We start from the raw sequence: 23,607 nt of genomic DNA on the forward strand, positions 1-23,607 counted from the left end.
CTGGCGGGTAACCGGGCAATTGCAACAGGGGGCTAAAGGCTTGCGCCTGTCTGCCGATAGGCAGAACAACCCAAGGACCTATTTGCAACGCAGGGAGAAAGACATGACAGGTATTGCAGCAGTCAGCATCCGCACCACGACCCAGGCGGCGAGCACAATCCAGGCCACCGACAGCCAGGATGCGCAAAAGACCGAAGAGAGTGCGGCCGGCGCTCAGGCCGACACGTCGAAAGTGACCGGTGGTGGCCAGGCGCAAGGTGCCCAGGGCAGCGGTGAGAGTTCGGAGCCTGCGCACATCAGGCAATTGCGCGAGATGATCAAGAAGCTGCAGAAGCAATTGGCCGAGGAACAGAAGCAACTGGCCCAGTTGATGGCACAGAAGATGGACGAAACGACCAAGCTGGCAGCCGTGACCGGCAAGCAGGCGAGCATCGCGACCATCAATGGTGAAATCATGCAGGCCACCGCGCAACTGCTCGAAGCGCTACAGAAAACGGGTGGCAGCAGCGCGGGCGGGATGGTCAGTACCACGGCCTGACAGCTGACACGGTCCCCTGTAGGAGCGGCCTTGTGTCGCGATGGGCCGCGAAGCGGCCCCGGGATGTTGGCATAAATGCAGAAATCGTCAGGGCTGCGTTGCAGCCCATCGCGACACAAGGCCGCTCCTACAGGGGCCTGGTAGCATCAGGCTGTGGTCATTCGGCCGCCAGGCGCCCCTTGTTCTGCCGCTCCGCCTTGTACTGCATGGCCACCGCCGGTGCCGGCTTGGCGGCACCGGTTTCCAGCCACTGACGCATGCGGCTGGCATCGGCGAAGTGGGTGTACTTGCCAAAGGCATCGAGGATCACCATGGCCACCGGGCGGTTGTCCATGCGGGTCAGCAGCACCAGGCAGTGCCCGGCTTCATTGGTGAAGCCGGTCTTGGTCAGCTTGATGTCCCAGTTGCTCTTGTTCACCAGGTGGTCGGTGTTGCGAAAGCCCAGGGTGTAGTTGGGCTTGCGGAAGGCCACGGTCTTTTCGCGGGTGGTCGAAAGCTCGCTCAGCATCGGGTACTTGCGCGACGCCATCAGCAGTTTGGCCAGGTCACGAGCCGTGGACACGTTCTGCGTCGACAGGCCGGTCGGCTCGACGTAGCGAGTGTGCGCCATGCCCAGGCTGCGGGCCTTGGCGTTCATCGCCTTGATGAACGCCGGGTAGCCGCCGGGGTAATGGTTGGCCAGGGTGTTGGCCGCACGGTTTTCCGATGACATCAGGGTAATCAGCAACGTTTCGCGGCGGTCGAGCTGGCTGCCCAGCCGCACACGCGAATACACGCCTTTCATTTCCGGGTTGTTGGCAATGGTCATGGTGAGCATCTCATCCATGGGCTGCCTGGCATCCAGCACTACCATCGCCGTCATCAGTTTGGTTACCGAAGCAATCGGTACCACGCGGTCAGCGTGGCTCGAATACAGCTCCTGGTTGGTGTTCAGGTCGATCAGCAGGGCGCTTCCCGAGGCAAGATGCAGCTTGGACGGGTCACGTTGAACCTGGGACGGGGGTTGTGCAGCAGCGGTCGACGGGAGGGTCGCAGTACCTGTGAGCAACAGCAGCAGGCTGAGGATGGACAGGGATGTTTTCACGTGGAGGCTCACTAAAAGTTGGTATGTCGTTGGCTGTGCAAGGGTTTTCCCCCAAAAACCGCTGCATTCTGGAGTATGGCTGAATTGCTGTCGAATGCCTTATGACTAAAGGGCGCAACGTGAACGAAATTTAATCCTCCAATTCTGTACCAATCGTCACTCTGCCGAAGACAGCAGAACCACCTCGAAGGTCGTACCTTGCTCTTCGGTCGATTCCACCTCAATTCTGCCACCGTGGTTCGCAACGATCTCCGATGCAATGAACAGGCCTAGACCGAGCCCCGCTGCAGAGCCCCGCTCTCCGGATGAATAACTCGAGTATCTCCCTTCCGGCTTGAAGATGTAGGGCATCACCTCGGGTGGGATAGGTGCTCCGGAATTCTGGACGCTGACCCGTGGAACACCCTCAACCCTGGCCACCGTCACCTTGATCGGGGCCGTTGCATCGCCATGGCGCAGGGCATTGCCTATCAGGTTGGAGAAAACCTGAGAAATGCGGTCAGGGTCGAATTGACCCGTGATGTGCGCCTGCTCATCCAGGATGATCCGCGCGTGCGGGAACGCCGTGCGCAGCTCGTCGATGACAGCCTGGCAGATTGCATTCAAATCCATTTTCCGCAAATCCACCGGAATGCCAGCCCCCAGATTGCAGCGTGCCAGGTCCAGCAGATCGTTGATCATGGCATTTGCCCGATGTGCACTGGTACAAACTTGGGTAGCCAGTCGCTTTCCGTTTTCATCCAGCCCCGCCTGCCGCTGGATCAGCCCGCCAGCCATGAGTATCGCGCCCAAAGGTGAACGCAAATCATGACCGAGCACGGCGAGCACCATTTTCCGGGTCGCCTCGACTGCTGTTCCGTACGCAGCGATCGACTCTACGAGCGCCTGGTCAATCGCTTCATTGAACCGGATCATGTCCTGGACATGATGCGCCTCTGCGAACGACTCCTGGGTAAGCCATAGTGACAGAACACTTGCGCGCAATGCCCGGTATTCGGACACCATCTGGTCCATCGAGAACCCGGCTATCAATCGAGCGACCGCGTGGGTCTGCGCTGCGGTTTCGCTGGAACTCCTGGGGCCTTTCCCTTGTGCCTTCTCGGCCTGTTGTTGCCTGCTCTGGGGCAGTCTCATGTCTGCGGCCACGGTGCGCAGCATCTTCTCGGCATGATTGCGCAAGCCGACCGAGTCCTGCTTCGGCAGCTCTGTTTCAACCGAGCGGGCGTAGTTTTCCCAAGCCTGAAGAATCGCTTCCATACCGTTTTCAATAAAATCGAACAGTCTCATGGGGGCCTGACCCTGCTCTGAAAAAAGACATCCGAATAGCTTAGTTCATCGGGGAAACCGGAAGTTTAAGCGGCAGCCTCGAGTGGCCCACCTGGACTTCATTCAAGGGGAAAGCGGTCATTCGAGCTGAACGGTCGATTCCGGGCGATCCCGATGCAACCTGTGCTGGGTTGCATCGGGATGCACGCCGGGTGCCTGGGCTCAGGCATGAATCAGCGCGAGGTCGCTGATGATGCAGATCGAGCCGTCATCGGCGGGCGTTGTATCGGTGTAGTCCACCTGGTTGTAGACCCCGCCGTGGAACTCGAATAGCCGCGCAGTCCAAGTGCTGTCGAACTGCAGGTCGCCGGACGAACCGGTCACTCCATTGCACGTGGCCGTAACGTTGATAACGCCTGCCGAGGTGGCGTGGATGCTCACCTGGAACTTCGCCCCCAGCGGTACCCCCTTGAGCACCGTCGAATTCACAGGATCGGCCTGGTTGTAGGTCTGCCGAAACCCCAGGGTGATGTCGCCTTTTTTCCAGAACACCTTCACGGGCGGGCTGTCGTCAGCGTAAACGTGCATCTGCGCGATGACCACCTTCTGCGCCCAGTTGACCTTGGTCAACGTCATTTCCTGGCGATTCCAGTGATCCGGCGCGCCGCCCAAGGTCCAGTATTTCGGCTCCGACCACTCGCAGCGGGTCCTGCGGGTGCTTTTGCTCGAAGCGCCTTTGGTGGGGGCGAACAACTGGACCGAACCGTCGCTGAGCACTGTCACGTAGTCCGGGTATTGGGCAATCGCTTCGCTGCCGGTGAGTTCGCTCGCTACGGTGGTGATCGACGATTCGGCCACCGGAACGGCGATGGTTAGGTTGCGAATATCTACGCTCATGGGACAACTCCTGAATGGAAATAGTGGTTGGTACCGCAGCAGCATGGTGGCGGCTGCTGGATTGAAATTTAGCGACAGGCTAAATACTAGTCAATAGCTCGAAGCTAAAAATATTTCGCCGGGCGACAAATTACCTGTCGGCGAAAATTTTCCTCAGGTGGGCTTTACGCTTGATTTGGCAGTGAGATAAGCTTTCCACGAACACTGTACGAATATACAGCTTCAAGGATAAGAATATGTCTGATCACATGAAATCCCCGCCCAATCAGCGCCAGGAAATGACTGGAATAGAGCGCCTGAGCTTGCGCGTTTCCGCGATGATCAACCACCCGCTGGCGCAGACGCAGCGGTGGGTGACGGTGCACCGCCTGGATACCGACGGCGATGCCGAGTGGGAGGAGGTGATGGGCGTGCTGGCCGAGACGCCCGAGTTGGAACTGACCTTCAACGACGACGAGAGCGTGACGGTGCGCTGGGAGCGTGGCAGCGTGGAGGAGCGTGACGACTTTGTCGTCGAGCGGGACAACGAGCAGCAGGAGGAGGCGGCACCTTTCTGAACATCGTAAAACGCCCACTTTGTAGGAGCAGCCTTGTGCTGCGAAGAGGCGGGGACAGGCAACAGACAGGCATTGACAGTACCGGCCCCTTCGCAGCACAAGGCTGCTCCTACAGTGCCCTGCTGGTCAATGAGTGAGAGCGGGCTTCGCTCTACACAAGGTGCGCATTCCACACCAGCAGCACCCTGGCCTGGATGTAGGTCTCGTCCCGACGAATCATGCGGTCCTTGTGCCGCGAGTTGTCGGAAATCATCTCGAAATGGTCTTCGTCGGCAATCTGCAGGCGCTTGATGTAGATGTGGTCACCCCAGGAGAAGAAGTAGATTCCATCGCCGACGAACTCGCGGATGCTGACGTCCACGATCAGCGGGTCGCGGTGCTTGATGGTCGGTTCCATCGACTGGCCCCAACCGGTCACCATCTTCAGGTGGTGGTGCTCGCTGAACTCCACGCCCAGCTCGCGCAGGTGGCTTGGGCTGACGCGAACATCCTTGAACATCTCGGGGTAGTCGTGGGGGATCTGCCCGCCGCCCATGGCCGCGCGGACGTCGTAGTGGGCAATCCACACTTCGTCACCCACCAGGCCTGGCCGAACAAGCTCAGAAGCCACCAGCGTCGAGTCTGCCGGCTCCTCGGCAGCGGCCAGTAGCCTTTGCCGGGTTTCTTCAGGGATGCCTCTGCCGCTTCTGGCAAGCATCTGCTTGACCAGGTCCGCCGCGGACAGCTTGCTGTCGCCGGCCTCGGCTGGCGACAGCGCCTGGTCGCCCGCTGCCATTGCGTCGAACCACCCCCGCGGCAGGCCCTCGATACCTTCGATTCTGCGCGCCACATCATCGCCCAGGTTCTTCGCTGTCTTGTCCGAAAGGATCTGGCTCAGGTGCGCAGGTGCCATCCCCCAGCGCTCTGCGCAGGATCCCTTTCTCTGGTTGCCGATCAGCTTGACCAGGTTGTGCTTGCGAATTTCGTAGATGTCCATGGGGCGAAGCATGCCAGTGTTTAGCTTGCTGCTAAATATGCTCAAAGCTAAATTTTACCTTGTCATGATATTAGCTGTAGGCTAAATTAAGTGTGCAAGCAAGGAAAGCCACCGAGAAAACCGTTCTCCCGGCTTACGACATCACCATTCGAAATGAGGTTTTCATGGACCCGACTGACCTCGGCCCAGGCACCATCACCTGGCTGGGCGGAACAGGCACCGTGTTGCTGGGCGCCTTCCTCTGGCTGCGCAAGTGGCTGTCCAGGGATGCGGCTGACCGTGCCATGGATAGCGCTGACATTGGCGTGGTCCGGCGCCTGAACGAGCTGCTCGATATCGAGCGTGACGCCCGAAGAGAAGCGCAGGCCAGGGCCGATCAGTTTGCCAAGGAGCGCAATGAACTGGTGGTAACCGTAGGGCGCCTGGAAGGCAAGATCGAAGCGCTGACCAGTCGCGGCGGCCATCCCCCCCGGCAGGTCATCGTCCAGGGCGAGGGGGTAGCCCGCCTGCGCGGGAAGCAGGGTGAGTGAGGCGTCCCGCAAGACAATTCTGTTCACGCCCATGCGTATGGGCTTTTCTCTATGGAGACAACATGGCTCGATTGGATTCTGCCGCTGCCGGCGGCGCGAACGTGCTCGCATTCCTGGACACGCTGGCCTGGTCCGAAGGTACCTCGACCATCGCTGCCAGTGACGATGGTTACAACGTCATGGTCGGCGGCCAACTGTTCAATGACTACAGCAGGCACCCGAAGCAGAAGGTGTGGTTGCCCAGGTACGGCATTCACAGCTCTGCGGCGGGGCGGTACCAGATTCTGGCCGGAACCTGGGAGGCCATCGTCAGCGCTTATGGCTTCAATGGCCGGTTTACCCCTGAGGCCCAGGACCTGGCGGCAATCAAGTTGCTGAGCGAATGCGGCGCGCTGGCACTGATAAAGGCCGGCCGCATTGCCCAGGCGATCGCCAAGGCCGCGCCGATCTGGGCCAGCCTGCCTGGCGCAGGCTATGGCCAGCGCGAACACGAGTTGGCCGCGTTGTTGGCACTGTTCATTACCTGCGGCGGGGAGGTGCAGGCATAACGCCCAGGCAAAAAAAGACCCGCCAGGTAGCGGGCCAGAAGGGCGTAGGGAGCAACGCACAACAAATACGGGTCAGGCGACCAAGGTGCCTGGTTGCAACTGTTCGACCAGGGCCTGGGCCGAGGCGAGGGTCGGCATCGGGCCGCTTACGGCTTCGCCGTTGCGCACCAGGTACCAGCATGCCAGCAGGCCCTGCTCACGCAGCGAAGCGGGGACGGCACTGCCGACGACGGACATGATGTGGATAGTGGCCATGGGGACCTCCTGTAAAACATGGCCCTACCTTACGCAGCTGGCTGGGCGGTTTGAAATCAACTTCCTCAATAGTGGTCATTGGTGTTATCAACATTTACTAGCGCGGCGGGCCGTAATACCTCCACTCTTCGTCAGCTGAGCACGGGGAACGGTAAAGGTTGTGCAAGCGACGACCAGCGGTTACCTCTGTTACGCTGAAAAAACGTTTCAGTTATGACAAAGGAGCAGGTTATGTCGGCAACTCCGAGCAGAGACACCGTACTGTGCATCTCCCTGGCCGGTCGCCCTGGCACCTTCGGTGTACGGTTTCACAACCACCTGTACCAGCAGCTGGGCCTGGATTTCTACTACAAGGCCATGCGCACCGATGACCTGCCGGCGGCGGTCGCGGGCATCCGCGCTCTGGGTATCCGCGGTTGCGGGGTATCGATGCCGTACAAGGAGGCCTGCATGGCCCTGGTCGACGAGATCGATCCGTCGGCGGCGGCCATCGAGTCGGTCAATACCCTGGTCAATACCGATGGCCACCTCAAGGCCTACAACACCGATTACCTGGCCGTGCGCCAGTTGCTGGCGCAGCACCAGGTAGACCCGAGCACTGCTTTTGCCTTGCGCGGCAGTGGCGGCATGGCCAAGGCCGTGGCCAGCGCCTTGCGCGATGCCGGGTTCGCCGAAGGCATCATCGTTGCGCGCAACGAGCAGGCCGGGCGGCAGCTGGCGGATGTGTGTGGTTATCGCTGGGTGCGGGAGCTGGGCGACCTGTGCCCACCCATGCTGGTGAACGTGACGCCGATTGGCATGGCGGGTGGCCCCGAGGCCGAGGAGCTGGCGTTTTCCGAGAACGCCATCGCCGCGGCGGCGCGGGTGTTCGATGTGGTCGCGATGCCCGAGAGCACACCGTTGATCAGGCGGGCGCGGGAGTTGGGCAAACCGGTGATCACCGGGCTGGAGGTGATTGCGCTGCAGGCGCTGGAGCAGTTCGTGCTGTACACCGGGGTGCGACCGACTCGGGCGCAGGTGGAGGCGGCGGTGGCGTACGCCCGGGATATCTGATTATTCCTGTGCCGGCCCTTTCGCGGGTAAACCCGCTCCCACAGGGGTAGCGCCGCATGTAGCAGCAGCGCTATCCCTGTGGGAGCGGGCAAGCCCGCGAAGAGGCCGGCACAGGCATTAACAAGGTCAGAACACCTTGTGCCCTTCATCCAACTGCTGATCCACCAGCGCCCGGCCATGGGCCAGAGACACATGCTGTGCGTTCTCCAGGTCGGAGAAGAACTTCATCGGCATCGACATGCGCCTGCTGGTGTGCCCCTCGGGGTCGGTGATCAGGCATCCGGCGGCATAGGGGAGGGGGGAATCGGGGTGGGGCATCACGCTGGCGGTGATGGTGTGCTTGCGATATTCACAGTGAAGAGATTGCATCGTCCTTACCTCGCTGTGGCATGTGAAGCAGTTACCTTCATATACCACAGCAAGGGGCCGGGAGTTCCCGGCCCGACGAGCGCGCCGCGATGACGCTCAGCCTTTGAGTTCGGTCGGCTGGATGACTTCGACCCAGTAGCCGTCCGGGTCCTTGACGAAGGCCAGGTGGTTCATGCGCCCGTCCTGCAGGCGCTTCTGGAACGGCACGTCCAGGGCCTCGAAGCGCGCGCAGGCGGCGCGTACATCCGGTACCGAGATGCAGATGTGGCCAAAGCCGCGCGGGTCGGTGTTGCCGTTGTGGTAGGCGAAGTCGGCATCGTTCTCGGTGCCGTGGTTGTGGGTCAGCTCCAGCACACCGGGGATCGACTTCATCCACTGGTGGCGTTCGCTGTCATCGGCAGGGATCTGCGCCGGGTCGACCAGGGCCAGGAAGTACAGGCTGAAGGCAGCTTCGGGGAAGTCGCGCTTGTCCACCAGGCGGAAGCCCAGCACGCGGGTGTAGAAGTCCAGGGACTTTTCGATGTCCTTGACACGCAGCATGGTGTGGTTGAAGACGAACTGGGCGGTGGCGGTGTCCGGTTGGGCGGTGACGCCAGGCAAGGTTTGCAGATCGTGCAGGCTCATGGGAACTCCTGAGACGGGGCCGGGCGCAGGGCACCGGCAAAACAGACAGGCTGGCCATGATACGGCAGTGTGCCGATTGCGCAAATGAAAGCGCCCTGCACAAGGCAGGGCGCTGGAATTAGAGGCCCGCATGTGCGGGCGCGTGATGGGGTCGCTAGTCCTTTAGCTGTCTCGATACTGAGCCAGCCCTTGTGAAAAAAGTGTGAAGTGCGTGTGGACGTTTCATCAGCGTACCCAGCTTTCTACCGTGGCGGCTCCGTATTGTTCTTTCCAGGCCTTGAGCCCGCGGTGGTTACCGCCTTTGGTCTCGATCCGTTCGCCGGTATGCGGGTTGGTGTAAACCTTCACCACGCGCGCGCGGCGCTGTTGCTTGGGTGCTGCGCTGGAAACTCGGGCCACGGCCTTCGGGTCGAGGATGGCGATGATATCGCGCAGGCTCTTGTCATAGCTTTTCATCAGGCCGACTAGTTTCTGCTCGAATTCGATTTCGCGTTTGAGGCCGGCATCCTTTTTCAACGCTTCCAGTTGCGCCATCTGTTCCTGGAGCGCTTTTTCGGCAGCACGAAACTCTGCAAGTCTGGACACTGTAATCACTCCTGTACGTCGGTCGTGGCAGGGCGTGACGAACATTGAAGAAGAATAAAACGCCGGCCACGCGGGTGGGTTCCGCTGTTCGCTGATATCGAGTGTAGTCATTCGTGGGTATTGGGTAAACTGCAAACTTTTTGTAAGTAAGCCGGGAACTTTCCTAGTTTTGCGCGCGGTATTGTCCGGTTTTCCCGAGGTTGCCTTGCAGCGCGCTTAGACCATGGTCCAATGGCCCGTGCCAGAGCCTTCGCGCGATAATTTCAGATGATGGCCGGCTATTGTTCGGCCCCCTCGCAGTACCGTGGCCAGCGCGTGCCACAGGTTGTTTACTCGCCTTATTCTGGATGTTTTCTCCCATGTTTGCCCCTTTCCCCCTCGCCCCCGGGCGTCGTGTTGCCGGCCTGTTCCTGTTGTGTGCCGGCGTCAATGCCCAGGCCGCCGGTTTTCTTGAAGACAGCAGTGCAAAGGTCGAAGCACGCAATGTCTATTTCAACCGGGATTTCCGTGACGGCCACAGCAGTTCCAGCCAGGGTGCGTCCAAACGCGAAGAATGGGCACAAGGTTTCATCCTCAATGTGCAGTCGGGTTACACCCAGGGACCGGTAGGTTTTGGCGTGGATGCGCTGGGCATGTTCGGTTTCAAACTTGACTCCAGCCCGGCGGACAGTAACAGCGGCCTGTTGCCGTCTTCCGGCCACGACCCGCGCCACTCGGCGGACCAGTACGCGAAGATGGGCCTGGCGGCCAAGGTCAAGGTTTCCAATACCGTGCTCAAGTACGGTTCGATGATGCCGGATGTGCCGTTGCTCAAGTACAACGATGGCCGCCTGCTGCCGACCATGTTCCATGGTGCCATGCTCACCTCCGAAGAAGTGCGCGACCTGAAGTTCACCCTGGCCCGCCTGGACAAGTACACCGCACGGGATTCCACCGACCGCCAGGACATTCGCGTGCATTGCAAGAACAAGCGCTATGCCTGCGATATCGAGGCTGACCACTTTGACCTGGCCGGTGTCGATTACCGTTTCAACGAGCGCTTCAGCGCCCAGTACCAGGTAGCCAAGCTGGAGAACATCTACCGCCAGCACTTCCTCGGCCTGGTGGCCAGCCAGCCATTGGCGGTGGGCAGCCTGTCGGCAGACCTGCGCTTGATCAAGAGTGACGACATCGGCAATGCCCGAGCTGGCGAAATCGACCATCGCGCGTTCAGCGGCATGCTCGGCTACAGCCTGGGTGGCCACAAGCTCAGTGCCGGCTGGCAGCGCATGTATGGCGACAGTGCCATGCCGTACCTGGATGGCACCAACCCGTACCTGGTCAACTATGCCCAGGTCAACGACTTTGCTGCCGCCCAGGAGCGCTCCTGGCAGGTGCGTTATGACTACGACTTCAAGGCCCTGGGCGTGCCCGGCCTGACCTTCTTCACCCGATACATCAACGGTGACAATATCAAGGTGCCGGGCAGCGCGGCCGAAGGTAAGGAGTGGGAGCGCGACACCGAGTTCAAGTACCAGGTGCAAAGTGGCACGTTCAAGGACGTCAGCGTGCGCCTGCGTAATTCCACTTACCGCAGCAACTATGAAAAGTGGGCGCGTGACATGGACGAGACGCGGGTCATTGTCAGCTACAACTTCTCCATCTTCTGACGGGTTGCTTTGCCAAATATCGGCAGCCACCTGACAATGGCTGCCGGTTCCCCTACAGGGCAGGGCAATGAAAGACCTGTTGTTGATCGGCATCGGCCCGGGTGACCCGCGCCAGGTCACCTACGAGGCGGTCGATGCGCTGCGCCAGGCCAGCGTGTTCTTCGTGCTCGACAAAAGCGGCGACAAGGACGAACTGGTGCACCTGCGCAAGGCCATTCTGCAGCGCTACCGGCCCGAGGGCGGCTACCGCCTGGTGCAGGTGGCCGACCCTGCTCGCGATGGCCGGGCGGAGGACTACCTGGGCGCGGTGCAGGACTGGCACCGGCAGCGTGCTGCGCTGTATGCCCAACTGATCGAGCAGGAGGTCGGCGACGGTGAAACCGGCGCCTTTCTGCTGTGGGGCGAGCCGACGCTGTACGACAGCACCCTACGCGTCCTTGGCCTGGTCCGTGAGCGTGGTGTGGCGCTGCGCCTGCAGGTAATTCCGGGCATCAGCAGCGTACAGGCGCTGGCGGCGCGGCATCAGGTACCGCTCAATCGTGTCGGTGAGCCGTTGACCGTATTGCCAGGGCGGCGCCTGGCCGGGCAGGGGCAGATCGACAATGTGCTGGTGATGCTCGACGGGCAGTGCGCGTTTGCGCGGCTTGGTGATCCGGGGCTGATGATCTATTGGGGCGCTTACCTGGGCACCGCGGATGAGGTGCTGATTGCCGGGCCGTTGCAGGCGGTAAAGGCGCAGATACTTGAAGTGCGTGAGCGGGAGCGGGCGCGCAAGGGGTGGATCATGGATAGCTACCTGTTGCGCAGGGAGCTGTAGTCAGCTGCAGCCTGTGCCTGCCTCTTCGCGGGTAAACCCGCTCCCACACAGACTGTGTCGAATCAAAGAGTTACGATTTGTTCCATGAGAGCGGGCAAGCCCGCGAAGCAGGCGACACCGATTTCAAGGCTTACCCAGAATGGCCTGTACCTTATCCCGCAACTGGTCGATACCGAACGGCTTGCCGATCAGGTGCATGCCCTCCGGTACATCGAAACTATCGGCATAGCCACTGGCGAACAGCACCGGCAACAGCGGCCGCAGCTCGCGCGCCTTGCCCGCCAGCTCTTCGCCGCGCATGTCGGGCAGCCCCACATCGGTCACCATCAGCGCCAGCTGCTGGCCCGGGTCTTCGAGAATGCGCAGTGCCGCACTGGCATGCTCTGCCTCGATGACCTTGTAGCCCAGTTCGTCGAGCACTTCGACCATCAGCATGCGTACGATGTCGTCGTCTTCGACTACCAGAAGGTGCATGGTTCGGATCCTGTACGAATGAATGTCTTTAATCTGTGCTCCGGATGGCAGCAGAAGTTCCCGAGGATACCGGGCCCTGCAATCAGATGGAACGATTGGCGCACGCTACCTTCAAATACTGGCTAAATGCCCTGCCAGACCCGGCAAAGCTGGTTAGACTCGCTTAACAGGACGGCGCAGTGGCAGATAATGACAAAGACTGATCCGCCACACCTTTCAATGGACTTTATAGCTCGGGCGTTTTCACATGATTCAAGCAGCCTCGATGGACCAGCGCAGCTTCCGCAAGCTGTTGAGCCGCAACGTTGGCCTGCCACTGGGGGTTGGCCTGCTGGGGGCCGTGGCCTTCGTTGCGGTGATCAACTACCTGCTTTCCGCCTTGCAGTGGGTCGAGCACACCGACCGGGTGATCGGCAATGCCAACGAAACGGTCAAACTGTCGATCGACATGGAAACCGGCATGCGCGGCTTCCTGATCACCGGCGACGAGCGTTTCCTCGACCCTTACGAGGTGGCCAAGCCGCGCATTATCGACAGCCTGCAGAGCCTGCGCGGCATGGTTGGCGACAACCCGCAACAGGTCGAACGTATCGACCGCCTGATCGCCTTGCAGCAGGCCTGGAATGCCTTTGGCAGCCAGATGATCGAGCTGCGCCGCAACGAGGGTGATTACCGCGCCCTGGTCGGCAACGGCCGCGGCAAGCGCCTGACCGACGAGATCCGCAAAGAGTTCGACAACCTGATCAGCAGCGAACAACAGTTGCGCATGACGCGCAACGAGAGGGTCAACAGTGTGACCGTCACGGTCATGTCGGCCTTCGTGCTGTTCATCGTCGGCCTCAGCGCCTTGCTGGCCTACCTCGGGCGGCGCGACCTGGTGGCGCTGTCGACCACCTATGATGAAAACTTCCAGGCCCAGCAGCGCGCGGCCGAGGTCCTCGAACACCAGGCCTGGCTGCGCAACGGCCAGACCCAGCTGGCCGAACAGGTGCTGGGGCAGCTGACCCTGCCCATGCTCGGTGACAATATCCTGCGCTTCTTCGGCGCTTACCTGGGCAGCGTGGTGGGCGCGGTGTATGTGCGTGACGAGCACGGCCGCCTGGTGCGCGTGGCCAGCTATGGCCTGGATGCCGAGGAGCAGGCTCGCCAGCAGGTGCTGGGCGACCACGAGGGCCTGTTGGCCCAGGCCGTGCGCGAAGGGCGGCTGCTGCGCCTGGACGACTTGCCGGAAGGCTATTTCCACTTCAGTTCCGGCCTGGGCCGCGGGCAGCCGCGCAGTGCCTTGCTGATGCCAGCCCGCGACGACGGGCAGATAAACGGCATCGTCGAGCTGGGCTTCCTGCGGCCGTTGCAGCAGCGTGACGAGGAACTGCTGCTGCAGGTCGGTGGCAACCTCGGCATTTCCATCGAAAGCGCCCGCTACCGGCAGCGCCTGCAGGAAGTACTGGCAGAGACCCAGCAACTGAACGAAGAGCTGCAAGTGCAGCAGGAAGAGCTGAAAACCGCCAACGAAGAGCTCGAAGAACAATCCCGCGTGCTCAAGGAGTCCCAGGCCCACCTGGAAACCCAGCAGGCGGAACTGGAGCAGACCAACGAGCAGCTGTCCGAGCGCACCGAAGCGCTGGACCGCAAGAACGACGAGCTGCTGCATGCCCAGGACGAACTGCAGGCGCGCGCCGATGAGCTGCAGCGTTCGAGCAAGTACAAGTCCGAATTCCTCGCCAACATGTCCCACGAGCTACGCACGCCGCTGAACAGTTCGCTGATCCTGGCCAAGCTGCTGGCGGAGAACGGCGAGGGCAACCTCAGCGACGAGCAGGTCAAGTTCGCCGAATCCATCTACTCGGCCGGCAACGACCTGCTCAACCTGATCAACGACATTCTCGACATCGCCAAGGTGGAAGCCGGCAAGCTCGAAGTGCGCCCCGAAAGCACCCAGGTGGAACGCCTGGTCGAAGGCCTGCGCGGCATGTTCGAGCCGCTGGCCGGGCACAAGGGCCTGGCCTTCGAGGTGACCACCGAGGCGCAGGTGCCGGCCACGCTGTTCACCGACCGCCAGCGCCTGGAGCAGATTCTCAAGAACCTGCTGTCCAACGCGATCAAGTTCACCGAGCGCGGCCAGGTCAGCCTGAACATCGGCTACCAGCCCGACCACGGCATCGTCTTTGCCGTGCGCGATACCGGTATCGGCATTGCTGTCGACCAGCAGGAGGCGATCTTCGGCGCCTTCCACCAGGTCGATGGCACCAGCAACCGCCGCTATGGCGGTACCGGCCTGGGGCTGTCCATTTCCCGCGACCTGGCGCACCTGCTGGGCGGGCAGATCAGTGTCGACAGCAGTCCCGGCCAGGGCAGCGTATTCAGCCTGATCCTGCCGGAGCGCTACGAGCGCGCGGGGCAGGACATCGAGCCGCTCAGCCTGCGCCCGGCAGTCGATACCTTGCCACCCGCGCCGCAGGTGCCGGTGGCCGCAGCGCCGAAACGGCCGCAGCCGGCGTTTGCCGATGACCGCGAGCAAGCGCCGTTCGGCAACCGCTGCATCCTGGTGATCGAGGACGAACCGAACTTCGCCCGCATCCTCTTCGACCTGGCTCACGAACTGGGTTACAGCTGCCTGGTGGCGCAGGGCGCCGACGAAGGCTTCGAGCTGGCCGCCCAGTACATCCCCGATGCCATCCTGCTGGACATGCGCCTGCCTGACCATTCCGGCCTGACCGTGCTGCAGCGCCTGAAGGAACAGGCCAATACCCGGCACATCCCGGTGCACATCATTTCCGTGGAAGACCGGGTGGAGGCGGCCATGCACATGGGCGCCGTCGGCTACGCGGTCAAGCCCACCAGCCGCGAAGAACTCAAGGAAGTGTTCGCCCGCCTGGAAGCCAAGTTGACTCAGAAGCTCAAGCACATCCTGCTGGTGGAGGACGACGACCTGCAGCGCGAAAGCATTGCCCGCCTGATCGGTGACGACGATGTCGAGATCACCGCCGTGGCCATGGCCCAGGATGCCCTGGCGTTACTGCGCGAGAATATCTACGACTGCATGATTATTGACCTCAAGCTGCCGGACATGCTCGGCAACGAGCTGCTCAAGCGCATGACTGCCGAAGACATCCGGGCCTTCCCGCCGGTGATCGTGTATACCGGGCGCAACCTGACCCGCGAAGAGGAAGCCGACCTGCTCAAGTACTCGCGCTCGATCATCATCAAGGGCGCCCGCTCGCCGGAGCGTTTGCTCGACGAAGTGACGCTGTTCCTGCACAAGGTCGAGTCGCAACTGTCCAACGAACGCCAGCGCATGCTCAAGACCGCGCGCAGCCGCGACAAGGTATTCGAAGGCCGCAAGGTATTGCTGGTGGACGACGATGTGCGCAACATCTTCGCCCTGACCAGCGCGCTGGAGCACAAGGGCGCGATCGTCGAAATCGGCCGCAACGGCCGCGAGGCCATCGAGCGCCTGGAGCAGCATGACGACATCGACCTGGTGCTGATGGATGTGATGATGCCGGAGATGGACGGCTTCGAGGCCACCCGACTGATCCGCCAGCAAGCGCGCTGGCGAAAACTGCCGATCATCGCCGTGACCGCCAAGGCGATGAAGGATGACCAGCAGCGTTGCCTGCAGGCCGGTGCCAATGACTACCTGGCCAAACCGATCGACCTGGACCGCTTGTTCTCGCTGATCCGGGTCTGGCTGCCGCAACTGGAGCGAATTTGACTAGCGAACGTAACACCGACATCGAAATCCGCTTGCTGATCGAGGCCATCTACCTCAAGTACAGCTACGATTTCCGCAATTATTCCGGAGCGTCGATCAAGCGCCGGATCCTGCATGCGCTGCGCCAGTTCGACTGCCTCACGGTGTCGGCGCTGCAGGAGCGCGTGCTGCACGATCCTGGCATGTTCATGCAGTTGCTGCAGTACCTGACGATCCCGGTCAGCGAGATGTTCCGCGACCCGGGGCACTACCTGGCGCTGCGCAACGAAGTGGTGCCGCTGCTGCGTACCTGGCCGTCGATCAAGGTGTGGATTGCCGGCTGCAGCACGGGCGAGGAGGTGTATTCGATGGCCATCCTGCTGCGTGAGGAGGGCCTGCTGGAGCGCACCATCATCTACGCCACCGACATCAACCCGCATTCGCTGGACAAGGCCAAGCAGGGCATCTACTCGATGCAGAGCATGCGCGAATACGCCGAAAACTATCGCATTGCCGGTGGCCGTCGGGACTTTGCCGAGTACTACACGGCGGCCTACGGCAACGCCATCATGGACAGCACCTTGCGTGACAACGTGACCTTCGCCGACCACAGCCTGGCCACCGACAGCGTGTTTTCCGAAACCCAGCTGGTGTCGTGCCGCAACGTGCTCATCTACTTCAACAAGGAACTGCAGGACCGTGCCCTGGGCCTGTTTCACGAATCCCTTTGCCACCGCGGCTTCCTGGTGCTGGGCAGCAAGGAGTCGGTGGACTTTTCCGCTTACAGCGAGCGCTTCGAGCCGCTGGTCAAGCCCGAACGGATCTACCGCAAGTCATGAAAGGCGTGCACGCGGTGGTGATCGGCGCCTCGGCGGGCGGCGTGACAGCGCTGTTCAGCGTGCTGGGCGCGTTGCCGGCCGGCCTCGGCATTCCGGTGATATGCGTGCTGCACCTGCCGGATGACCGCCACAGCCAGCTGGCCGAGGTACTGCAGCGCCGCCTGCAGCGGCCAGTGTGCGAGGCCCGTGACAAGCAGCCGCTGCGCGCCGGGCAGATCTACGTGGCCGGGCCGGGTTATCACTTGTCGGTGGAGCGTGACCTGACCCTGTCGTTGAGCCAGGAGCCACCGGTGCACTTTTCCCGGCCGGCGATTGACTACCTGTTCATGTCGGCGGCCGATGTTTTCGGTGCGGGCCTGTTGGGCATGCTGCTCACCGGGGCCAATGAGGATGGCGCCGAAGGCCTGGCCTATATCAAGCACAATGGGGGCCGGACCGTGGTCCAGGACCCTCGCGACGCACAGGTGGCGCTGATGCCGGAGGCCGCCCTGGCCCTGCACCAGCCCGACCATATTCTTTCTCTGAGTGGCATCGAGCAATTGCTCGCGGCCCTGGAACACAGCGCATGCTAAGCCACACCATCGCCAAACTGCTGATCGTCGACGACCTGCCAGAAAACCTGCTGGCCCTCGACGCCCTGATCCAGGGCCCAGACCGCGAGGTGCATCAGGCCCAGTCGGCCGAGGCAGCGTTGTCGCTGCTGCTCGAGCACGAGTTCGCCCTGGCCATCCTCGATGTGCAGATGCCGGGCATGAACGGTTTCGAACTGGCCGAGCTGATGCGCGGCACGGAAAAGACCCGCAACATCCCCATCGTGTTCGTCACCGCCGCCGGACGCGAGATGAACTACGCGTTCAAGGGTTATGAAAGCGGCGCGGTGGACTTTCTGCACAAGCCGCTCGACACCTTGGCGGTGAAGAGCAAGGTGTCGGTGTTTGTCGACCTGTACCGCCAGCGTAAAGTGCTCGACCGCCAGTTGCAGGCCCTGGAGCGCAGCCGCCAGGAGCAGGAACAGCTGCTGGCCCAGCTGCAAGCGGCGCGGGCTGAACTGGAGCATGCCGTGCGCATGCGCGATGACTTCATGTCGATCGTGTCCCACGAAGTACGCACCCCGCTCAATGGCCTGATCCTGGAAACCCAGCTGCGCAAGCTGCACCTGGCACGCGGCAACCTTGCCGCCTTCAGCGGCGACAAGCTGCAGGCCATGGTCGAGCGCGACGAGCGGCAGATCAACAGCCTGATCCGCCTGGTCGAAGACATGCTCGATGTATCGCGCATCCGCACCGGCAAACTGTCGCTGCGGCCCAAGGCGTTCGACCTGGGCCTGCTGGTGCGTGGCCTGGTGGAGAACTTTGCCGCCCAGGCCAGCGCACTGGACACCCAGATCGAGTTGCAACGCTGCGAGCCGCTGCAGGGCGAGTGGGACGAGTTTCGCATCGAGCAGGTGCTGGCCAACCTGTTGTCCAATGCCTTGCGTTATGGTGAGCGCAAACCGGTGCAGGTGCGGGTGTTCGAGCAGGACGGCCTGGCCTGCGTGCAGGTGCAGGACCATGGCATCGGCATCTGCGCGGCCAACCAGCAGCGCATCTTCCAGCAGTTCGAGCGGGTCGCTACCCAGCAGGCCAGTGGTGGGTTGGGCCTGGGGCTGTACATATCGGAGCAGATCGTCCAGGCCCATGGCGGGCGCATATTGGTGGAAAGTGAAGTGGGCAAAGGCGCCACCTTCACCTTGCAATTGCCACTGGCAACCTGCGAACAACAAAACGACCAGGCGCGGGCAACCTCTGCATGAGCCTGGGGTCTGATGGCCAGCTGTAAATATTTCAAGGCGTTGACATGAGTGAAGATGCACAAGATGTAGTGCTGGTGGTCGAGGACGAACCGGCGATTCGCATGATCCTTCGTGATTACCTGGCAGGCGAGGGCTACCATGTGCTGGTGGCCGAGGATGGCGAGCAGGCGTTCGCGATCCTGGCAAGCAAGCCGCACCTCGACCTGATGGTCACGGACTTCCGCTTGCCGGGCGGGATTTCCGGGGTGGACATCGCCGAGCCGGCGGTGAAGTTGCGGCCGGACCTGAAGGTGATCTTCATCAGCGGCTACCCGGCGGAGATCCTCGAGTCCGGCAGCCCGATCACCCGCAAGGCACCGATCCTGGCCAAGCCGTTCGACCTGGATACCTTGCACGAGCAGATCCAGTCGCTTCTGCGCTGACTGTGTTTGCCTATTCGCGGGCGCGCCCGCTCCCACAGGTACTGTGCAAGCCTTGAAGCCTGCGAGTTTCTGTGGGAGCGGGCAAGCCCGCGAAGAGGCCGGCACAGGCGCTAGCGCAGGGTCCGCTCCAGCCCACCCACCAGCATGCTTTCCATCAACCCCAGCCCCTGTTCCTCGGGCAAGGCCTTCAGCAGCCCAGGCAACTGGTTCAGCAGCGTCGCTACCACATGCGCCGTGGCCACCAGGGCTTCCCCCTGCAGCTTTGCCTGCGGTGCGATCAACCTCAGCAACCCCGCCTCATAGCGCTTGCGCAACAAGGCCAGGCGCGCCTGCTGGTCGTCGCTCAGGCAACAGAAGTCACGCTCCGCCAGGCGAAACTGCATCGGCCGCTCGGCATGCAGCTGCCAGTGCGCGGCAATCAGGCAGCCCAACGCCGACGCCCCACGAGCCATGGCCCGGCGCCCTTGGTCCAGGGTGGCCTGCAACTCCTCGTACAACTCCTCGATCAGGTCGTACAGCAGGTCCTGCTTGCTGGGAAAGTGGTGGTACAGCGAGCCCGCGGTGAGTCCCACATGGGCCGCCAGTTCGCGCATGCTGACCTGACCGAAGCCCTTTTCGGCAAACAGCGCCATGGCCCGGTCACGTCGCTCTTCAAAGTTGGCACAGCGCATCGCGGCATTGACCGGGGGCATGGCGTTCGCTCCTCAGTAGGTGAAGAAACCGCGGCCGCTCTTGCGCCCCAGCCAACCGGCCGCGACCATTTCCTTGAGCAGCGGGGCAGGGCGGTACTTGCTGTCGTTGAAGCCTTCGTGGAAGGCCTCCATGATCGCCAGCAGGGTGTCCAGGCCGATCAGGTCGGCCAGGGCCAGCGGGCCGATTGGCTGGTTGCAGCCCAGGCGCATGCCGGTGTCGATGTCCTCGGCACTGGCCAGGCCTTCCTGGCGCACGAAAATCGCTTCGTTGATCATCGGCACCAGGATGCGGTTGACCACGAAGCCCGGGCGGTTGCCGGCGGTGATCGGGGTCTTGCCGACCTTTTCTGTCACCACCAGCGCCTGGGCGTAGGTGCTGTCGCTGGTCTGCAGGCCGCGGATGATCTCGACCAGCGCCATCATCGGCACCGGGTTGAAGAAGTGCACGCCAATGAAACGCTCGGGGTGCTCGATGCTGGCCGCCAGCTGGGTGACCGACAGCGACGAGGTGTTGGTGGCGATCAGGCAGTCGGCGGCGACGTTGGCGGCTACCTGCTGCAGGATGCGCTGCTTGAGCTGCAGGTTTTCGGTGGCGGCCTCGATCACCAGCTGCGCGCCGCGCAGCTGGGTATAGTCGGTGCTGGTGTGAATGCGGGTACGGGCGGCTGCCGCCTTGTCAGGGTCGAGGGTGCCTTTGCTGACCTGGCGCTCGAGGTTCTTGCTCAAGGTGGCCACGCCGCGCTCCAGCGCCGCGTCGGAAACGTCCACCAGGAGCACCTGGTAGCCGGCCACCGCGCATACCTGGGCAATGCCGTTGCCCATGGTGCCGGCGCCGATCACGGCAATCTGTTCAATGCTCATGTGTCAGGCTTCCTCAGACGCGCTCGAAGACTACGGCGATGCCTTGGCCGCCGCCGATGCACATGGTGGCCAGGGCGTAGCGGCCCTGGATGCGCTGCAACTCATGAATGGCCTTGGTGGCGATGATCGCGCCGGTGGCGCCCACCGGGTGACCCAGGGAAATGCCCGAGCCGTTGGGGTTGACCTTTTCCGGGTCGAAGCCCAGTTCGCGGGCCACTGCGCAGGCTTGGGCGGCGAACGCTTCGTTGGACTCGATCACGTCCAGGTCCTGCACCTTCAGGCCGGTCTTCTCCAGCACCTTGCGGGTGGCCGGGATCGGGCCCAGGCCCATCAGTCCAGGCTCGACGCCGGCATGGGCATAGCCCACCAGGCGTGCCAGCGGCTTCAGGCCCAGGCGGCGCACCGCTTCACCACTGGCCAGTACCAGGCCGCCAGCGCCGTCATTGATGCCACTGGCGTTGCCGGCGGTAACGGTGCCGTCTTTCTTGAACACCGCCTTCATCCCTGCCAGTTGTTCGGCGGTCACCTCGCCACGTACATGCTCGTCAGTGCTGAACTGCACGCTGCCCTTGCGGGTTTTCAGTTCCAGCGGAACGATCTGGCTGGCGAAGCGGCCTTCGGCAATGGCGCGGGCAGCGCGGCGCTGGCTGGTCAGGGCCAGCTCGTCCTGCATTTCGCGGGTAATGCCGTGCTTGGCCGCAACGTTCTCGGCCGTGATGCCCATATGGAAGTGTTCGAACGGGTCCTGCAGCACGCCGACGGTGTAGTCGATGCCTTGCAGGTCGCCCATGCGGGCGCCCCAGCGTGCCTGCGGCAGCAGGTACGGGCCACGGCTCATGGATTCGGCGCCCGCCGCCACGGCTACATCGGTGTCGCCCAGCAGCAGGCATTGGGCCGCCGAGACAATGGCCTGCAGGCCCGAGCCGCACAGGCGGTTGACGTTGAATGCCGGAGTTTCCTTGGGGATGCCGGCGTTCATTGCCGCTACGCGGGCCAGGTAGGCATCACGCGGTTCGGTGGGGATCACCGTGCCCATCACCAGGTGGCCGATTTGCTCGGCGGCCACGCCCGAGCGCTCGATGGCGGCACGGGTGATGGCGCTGGCCAGGTCGGCCAGCGGCAGGTCCTTGAGGGAACCGCCAAAGCCACCAATGGCTGAACGGACGGCACTGACGACGTAGATTTCTGCGCTGCTCATAGGGGCTCCGATTGCGAAGGCATGGCGGGACCGGGCCAGGCTCTGCGAGAATGGCCGGCGATCCCGGAGTGGGACCGAGTCTAGGCAAAGGCACTGTTGCAGCCTATGCCGGAACTGTTCAGACAACCTGGCACTTTTTGCCACTCAGCATAGACAGCGAAAACCGCCATGCGCGATAGCGATTCGGTCGCCGTGTACTTCCTCAATGCCATGCTCCACGCCCTGCGCGATTGCCCCGCCGAACGCGATGCGCAGTTGCGTGCGGTGGGCATCGACCCGCAACTGCTCCAGCAGCCCCAGGCCCGTGTACCGGCCAAGGCCTTCGCCCAGCTGTGGCTGGCGCTGATCCAGCGCCTGGACGACGAGTTCTTCCGCCTCGACAGCCACGGCATGCCGCTGGGCAGTTTCGCGCTGATCTGCCGGGGCCTGATCCTGGAGCCGAACCTGGAAAAGGCCTTGCGCCAGTGCATGGGCGGTTTTGGCTTGTTCCTGCGCGATTTGCGCGGCAGCCTGACGGTGCGTGGCGGCCGGGCGCTGATCAGCGTGCAGTCAAGCATCGCCGACCCGCTGACCCGGGTGTATGCCGAGGAAACCTACCTGGTGCTGATGATCGGCATGCTGTGCTGGTTGGCCGGGCGGCGGATTGCCATCGACCGCACCGAGCTGGCGGTGTCGCGCCCGGCCCAGGAGGACGACCTGCTGCTGTGGGGGCCGGACCTGCGCCTGGGCAGCGGGCGCACCGAGGTGGAGTTCGACAGCGCCTACCTGCGCTTGCCGGTGGTGCAGGACCTGGCGGCCTTGAAGATCTTCCTGCGCAGCGCGCCGCAGGGGCTGGTGATTCGCTTTCGCAACCAGAACGGGCTGGTGGCCGAGGTGTACCGACACCTGCGGGCGCGGCGCTATGGGCAGTGGCCGACGCTGGCGGCGCTGGCGCAGCAGCAGGGGGTCAGTGCCAGTACTTTCCGTCGGCAGCTGGAGCGGGCGGGGCGTTCTTACCAGCAGATCAAGGATGAGGTGCGCCGGGCAATGGCCTTCGAGCGGCTGCGCGAAGGTGAACTGAGCATTGCCGAGATTGCCGAGCAGACGGGGTTTCAGGAACCCAGTGCGTTTCACCGGGCGTTCAAGAAGTGGACCGGGCAGAGCCCCGGCAGCTACCGGGCGCGGTTGGCCGGGCGTTGAGATGTTGCCTGTACCGGCCTCTTCGCGGGTAAACCCGCTCCCACAGGTACAGCGCAACTTTCAGATTCCGTGGGGTCCCTGTGGGAGCGGGTTCACCCGCGAAGAGGCCGGCACTGGAAACCAGGAATAATCAGGCCGGCACCATGGCAAACCCGACCCCGAAGCGGTTCCAGGCATTGATGGCGGCAATTGCCAGGGTCAGGTTGGCCACCTCGGCCGGCTCGAAGTGTTCCTGCAAGGCTTCATATTCCCCCTGCGGCGCACCGTGCTCGGGCAGCCGGGTCAGGCTTTCCACCCAGGCTAGCGCAGCACGCTCGCGCGGGGTGAAGTAGGCGGTTTCCTGCCAGACGCACAAGGTCTGCAGGCGGGCCTCGGTCTCACCGGCCTTGCGCGCATCGTTGGCGTGCAGGTTGACACAATAGGCGCAGCCGTTGATCTGCGAAGCTCGCAGGCGCACCAGTTCCAGCAGGGAATTCTCCAGGCCGCTCTTGGCCAGGGCCTGCTCCAGGCCGACCATGGCTTTGTAGGCCTCGGGGGCGTGCTTGGCCCATTCGATACGGTTGTGCATGGCTGTCTCCAAAGGGTGTGGGGTGGGGATGGCGCTACTGTAGCGCCGCCCGTTGGCATGCCCGATAGCCAATCGCGCGCATAAGCTGGAGGCCAATCGACCATTCGGGAGGCCACTGACAGGCATCCAATCTCTTCATT

The 23,607-nt window shown here is 62.5% G+C and carries 26 protein-coding genes; 13 read left to right on the top strand and 13 right to left on the bottom strand.

Going from position 1 to position 23,607, the window contains the following annotated elements; genetic code table 11:
• Nucleotides 1-103: 103 nt before the first annotated feature.
• A complete protein-coding gene (locus tag JV551A3_RS12835) occupies nt 104-538 on the top strand; it encodes a kinetochore Spc7 family protein (RefSeq protein WP_133973572.1) in 435 nt (144 codons plus the stop codon).
• A gap of 157 nt (nt 539-695) precedes the next feature.
• Here the strand turns inward: JV551A3_RS12835 and pbpG are convergent, their stop codons facing one another.
• From pbpG to JV551A3_RS12850, 3 genes are all read right to left on the bottom strand, one after another.
• The gene (gene pbpG, locus JV551A3_RS12840) at nt 696-1,622 is read right to left on the bottom strand and encodes a D-alanyl-D-alanine endopeptidase (RefSeq protein ID WP_133973570.1); all 927 of its coding nucleotides are present in this window, start codon (nt 1,620-1,622) and stop codon (nt 696-698) included.
• Nucleotides 1,623-1,778: 156 nt separating this feature from the next.
• Nucleotides 1,779-2,909 carry a sensor histidine kinase gene (locus tag JV551A3_RS12845; protein WP_133973568.1) on the bottom strand — a complete coding sequence of 377 codons (1,131 nt, stop codon included), beginning with the start codon at nt 2,907-2,909 and terminating at the stop codon, nt 1,779-1,781.
• Nucleotides 2,910-3,110: 201 nt separating this feature from the next.
• Nucleotides 3,111-3,785: a polysaccharide lyase family 7 protein gene (locus JV551A3_RS12850; protein ID WP_133973566.1), complete on the bottom strand. Its 675-nt coding sequence runs from the start codon at nt 3,783-3,785 to the stop codon at nt 3,111-3,113.
• A gap of 236 nt (nt 3,786-4,021) precedes the next feature.
• Here JV551A3_RS12850 and JV551A3_RS12855 point away from each other — a divergent pair, with 236 nt between their 5' ends.
• Nucleotides 4,022-4,342, top strand: a complete 321-nt coding sequence (locus JV551A3_RS12855; protein WP_133973564.1) for a DUF1654 domain-containing protein — start codon at nt 4,022-4,024, stop codon at nt 4,340-4,342.
• Between the two features lie 151 nt (nt 4,343-4,493).
• Here JV551A3_RS12855 and JV551A3_RS12860 read toward each other — a convergent pair whose 3' ends face one another.
• Nucleotides 4,494-5,318: a S24 family peptidase gene (locus tag JV551A3_RS12860; RefSeq protein ID WP_133971689.1), complete on the bottom strand. Its 825-nt coding sequence runs from the start codon at nt 5,316-5,318 to the stop codon at nt 4,494-4,496.
• Between the two features lie 164 nt (nt 5,319-5,482).
• Between JV551A3_RS12860 and JV551A3_RS12865 the strand changes: the two genes are divergently transcribed.
• Nucleotides 5,483-5,848, top strand: a complete 366-nt coding sequence (locus JV551A3_RS12865) for a chemotaxis protein (protein WP_133971691.1) — start codon at nt 5,483-5,485, stop codon at nt 5,846-5,848.
• A gap of 62 nt (nt 5,849-5,910) precedes the next feature.
• A complete protein-coding gene (locus JV551A3_RS12870; RefSeq protein WP_133971693.1) occupies nt 5,911-6,396 on the top strand; it encodes a glycoside hydrolase family 24 protein in 486 nt (161 codons plus the stop codon).
• 72 nt (nt 6,397-6,468) lie between these two features.
• Here the strand turns inward: JV551A3_RS12870 and JV551A3_RS12875 are convergent, their stop codons facing one another.
• Nucleotides 6,469-6,651: a hypothetical protein gene (locus JV551A3_RS12875; protein ID WP_016711139.1), complete on the bottom strand. Its 183-nt coding sequence runs from the start codon at nt 6,649-6,651 to the stop codon at nt 6,469-6,471.
• 231 nt (nt 6,652-6,882) lie between these two features.
• On the opposite strand from JV551A3_RS12875, the gene JV551A3_RS12880 reads away from it, so the two are divergent.
• Nucleotides 6,883-7,704 (top strand): shikimate 5-dehydrogenase, encoded by an 822-nt coding sequence (locus JV551A3_RS12880; protein WP_133978742.1) that lies wholly within the window; start codon nt 6,883-6,885, stop codon nt 7,702-7,704.
• Nucleotides 7,705-7,830: 126 nt separating this feature from the next.
• Here the strand turns inward: JV551A3_RS12880 and JV551A3_RS12885 are convergent, their stop codons facing one another.
• The 3 genes from JV551A3_RS12885 to JV551A3_RS12895 all read right to left on the bottom strand — a co-directional run bounded on the left by JV551A3_RS12885 (nt 7,831) and on the right by JV551A3_RS12895 (nt 9,282).
• A complete protein-coding gene (locus tag JV551A3_RS12885) occupies nt 7,831-8,073 on the bottom strand; it encodes a hypothetical protein (protein WP_023660829.1) in 243 nt (80 codons plus the stop codon).
• 96 nt (nt 8,074-8,169) lie between these two features.
• Nucleotides 8,170-8,697, bottom strand: coding sequence for a lactoylglutathione lyase (gloA, locus tag JV551A3_RS12890; protein ID WP_133971698.1), 528 nt, complete (start codon nt 8,695-8,697; stop codon nt 8,170-8,172).
• Nucleotides 8,698-8,922: 225 nt separating this feature from the next.
• Nucleotides 8,923-9,282 (bottom strand): histone-like nucleoid-structuring protein, MvaT/MvaU family, encoded by a 360-nt coding sequence (locus JV551A3_RS12895; protein ID WP_015270810.1) that lies wholly within the window; start codon nt 9,280-9,282, stop codon nt 8,923-8,925.
• Nucleotides 9,283-9,641: 359 nt separating this feature from the next.
• On the opposite strand from JV551A3_RS12895, the gene JV551A3_RS12900 reads away from it, so the two are divergent.
• Together JV551A3_RS12900 and cobF are read left to right on the top strand one after the other, a co-directional pair.
• Nucleotides 9,642-10,931: an OprD family porin gene (locus JV551A3_RS12900; protein ID WP_133971700.1), complete on the top strand. Its 1,290-nt coding sequence runs from the start codon at nt 9,642-9,644 to the stop codon at nt 10,929-10,931.
• 67 nt (nt 10,932-10,998) lie between these two features.
• Nucleotides 10,999-11,748, top strand: coding sequence for a precorrin-6A synthase (deacetylating) (gene cobF / locus JV551A3_RS12905; RefSeq protein ID WP_133971702.1), 750 nt, complete (start codon nt 10,999-11,001; stop codon nt 11,746-11,748).
• 123 nt (nt 11,749-11,871) lie between these two features.
• Here the strand turns inward: cobF and JV551A3_RS12910 are convergent, their stop codons facing one another.
• Nucleotides 11,872-12,222: a response regulator gene (locus tag JV551A3_RS12910; protein ID WP_133971704.1), complete on the bottom strand. Its 351-nt coding sequence runs from the start codon at nt 12,220-12,222 to the stop codon at nt 11,872-11,874.
• A gap of 247 nt (nt 12,223-12,469) precedes the next feature.
• On the opposite strand from JV551A3_RS12910, the gene JV551A3_RS12915 reads away from it, so the two are divergent.
• The 5 genes from JV551A3_RS12915 to JV551A3_RS12935 are packed head-to-tail and all read left to right on the top strand — an operon-like array spanning nt 12,470 to nt 18,969.
• Nucleotides 12,470-15,937: a response regulator gene (locus JV551A3_RS12915; protein ID WP_133971706.1), complete on the top strand. Its 3,468-nt coding sequence runs from the start codon at nt 12,470-12,472 to the stop codon at nt 15,935-15,937.
• Nucleotides 15,934-16,755 carry a CheR family methyltransferase gene (locus JV551A3_RS12920; RefSeq protein WP_003259474.1) on the top strand — a complete coding sequence of 274 codons (822 nt, stop codon included), beginning with the start codon at nt 15,934-15,936 and terminating at the stop codon, nt 16,753-16,755. The genes JV551A3_RS12915 and JV551A3_RS12920 overlap by 4 nt, the downstream gene beginning before the upstream one ends.
• Nucleotides 16,752-17,327 (top strand): chemotaxis protein CheB, encoded by a 576-nt coding sequence (locus tag JV551A3_RS12925; RefSeq protein WP_133971708.1) that lies wholly within the window; start codon nt 16,752-16,754, stop codon nt 17,325-17,327. Before JV551A3_RS12920 ends, JV551A3_RS12925 begins: the two co-directional genes overlap by 4 nt.
• Nucleotides 17,321-18,547, top strand: a complete 1,227-nt coding sequence (locus JV551A3_RS12930; protein ID WP_133971710.1) for a hybrid sensor histidine kinase/response regulator — start codon at nt 17,321-17,323, stop codon at nt 18,545-18,547. The genes JV551A3_RS12925 and JV551A3_RS12930 overlap by 7 nt, the downstream gene beginning before the upstream one ends.
• A gap of 44 nt (nt 18,548-18,591) precedes the next feature.
• A complete protein-coding gene (locus tag JV551A3_RS12935; RefSeq protein ID WP_003256176.1) occupies nt 18,592-18,969 on the top strand; it encodes a response regulator in 378 nt (125 codons plus the stop codon).
• 110 nt (nt 18,970-19,079) lie between these two features.
• Here JV551A3_RS12935 and JV551A3_RS12940 read toward each other — a convergent pair whose 3' ends face one another.
• Genes JV551A3_RS12940 through JV551A3_RS12950 form a run of 3 tightly spaced genes read right to left on the bottom strand, consistent with a single transcriptional unit; the run spans nt 19,080 to nt 21,720 of the window.
• Complete coding sequence (locus JV551A3_RS12940) at nt 19,080-19,661, bottom strand: TetR/AcrR family transcriptional regulator (RefSeq protein ID WP_133971712.1); 582 nt, start codon at nt 19,659-19,661, stop codon at nt 19,080-19,082.
• A gap of 12 nt (nt 19,662-19,673) precedes the next feature.
• Nucleotides 19,674-20,522: a 3-hydroxybutyryl-CoA dehydrogenase gene (locus tag JV551A3_RS12945; RefSeq protein ID WP_133971714.1), complete on the bottom strand. Its 849-nt coding sequence runs from the start codon at nt 20,520-20,522 to the stop codon at nt 19,674-19,676.
• Nucleotides 20,523-20,535: 13 nt separating this feature from the next.
• Entirely contained in the window at nt 20,536-21,720 is a 1,185-nt protein-coding gene (locus JV551A3_RS12950; protein WP_133971716.1) for an acetyl-CoA C-acyltransferase family protein, read from the bottom strand.
• 168 nt (nt 21,721-21,888) lie between these two features.
• On the opposite strand from JV551A3_RS12950, the gene JV551A3_RS12955 reads away from it, so the two are divergent.
• Nucleotides 21,889-22,899 (top strand): AraC family transcriptional regulator, encoded by a 1,011-nt coding sequence (locus JV551A3_RS12955; protein WP_133971718.1) that lies wholly within the window; start codon nt 21,889-21,891, stop codon nt 22,897-22,899.
• Between the two features lie 130 nt (nt 22,900-23,029).
• Here the strand turns inward: JV551A3_RS12955 and JV551A3_RS12960 are convergent, their stop codons facing one another.
• On the bottom strand, nt 23,030-23,467 hold the full coding sequence (locus JV551A3_RS12960) for a carboxymuconolactone decarboxylase family protein (RefSeq protein WP_023661771.1): 438 nt from the start codon (nt 23,465-23,467) through the stop codon (nt 23,030-23,032).
• Between the last annotated feature and the right edge of the window lie 140 nt (nt 23,468-23,607).

Source organism: Pseudomonas inefficax, assembly GCF_900277125.1.
Lineage (GTDB): Bacteria > Pseudomonadota > Gammaproteobacteria > Pseudomonadales > Pseudomonadaceae > Aquipseudomonas > Aquipseudomonas inefficax.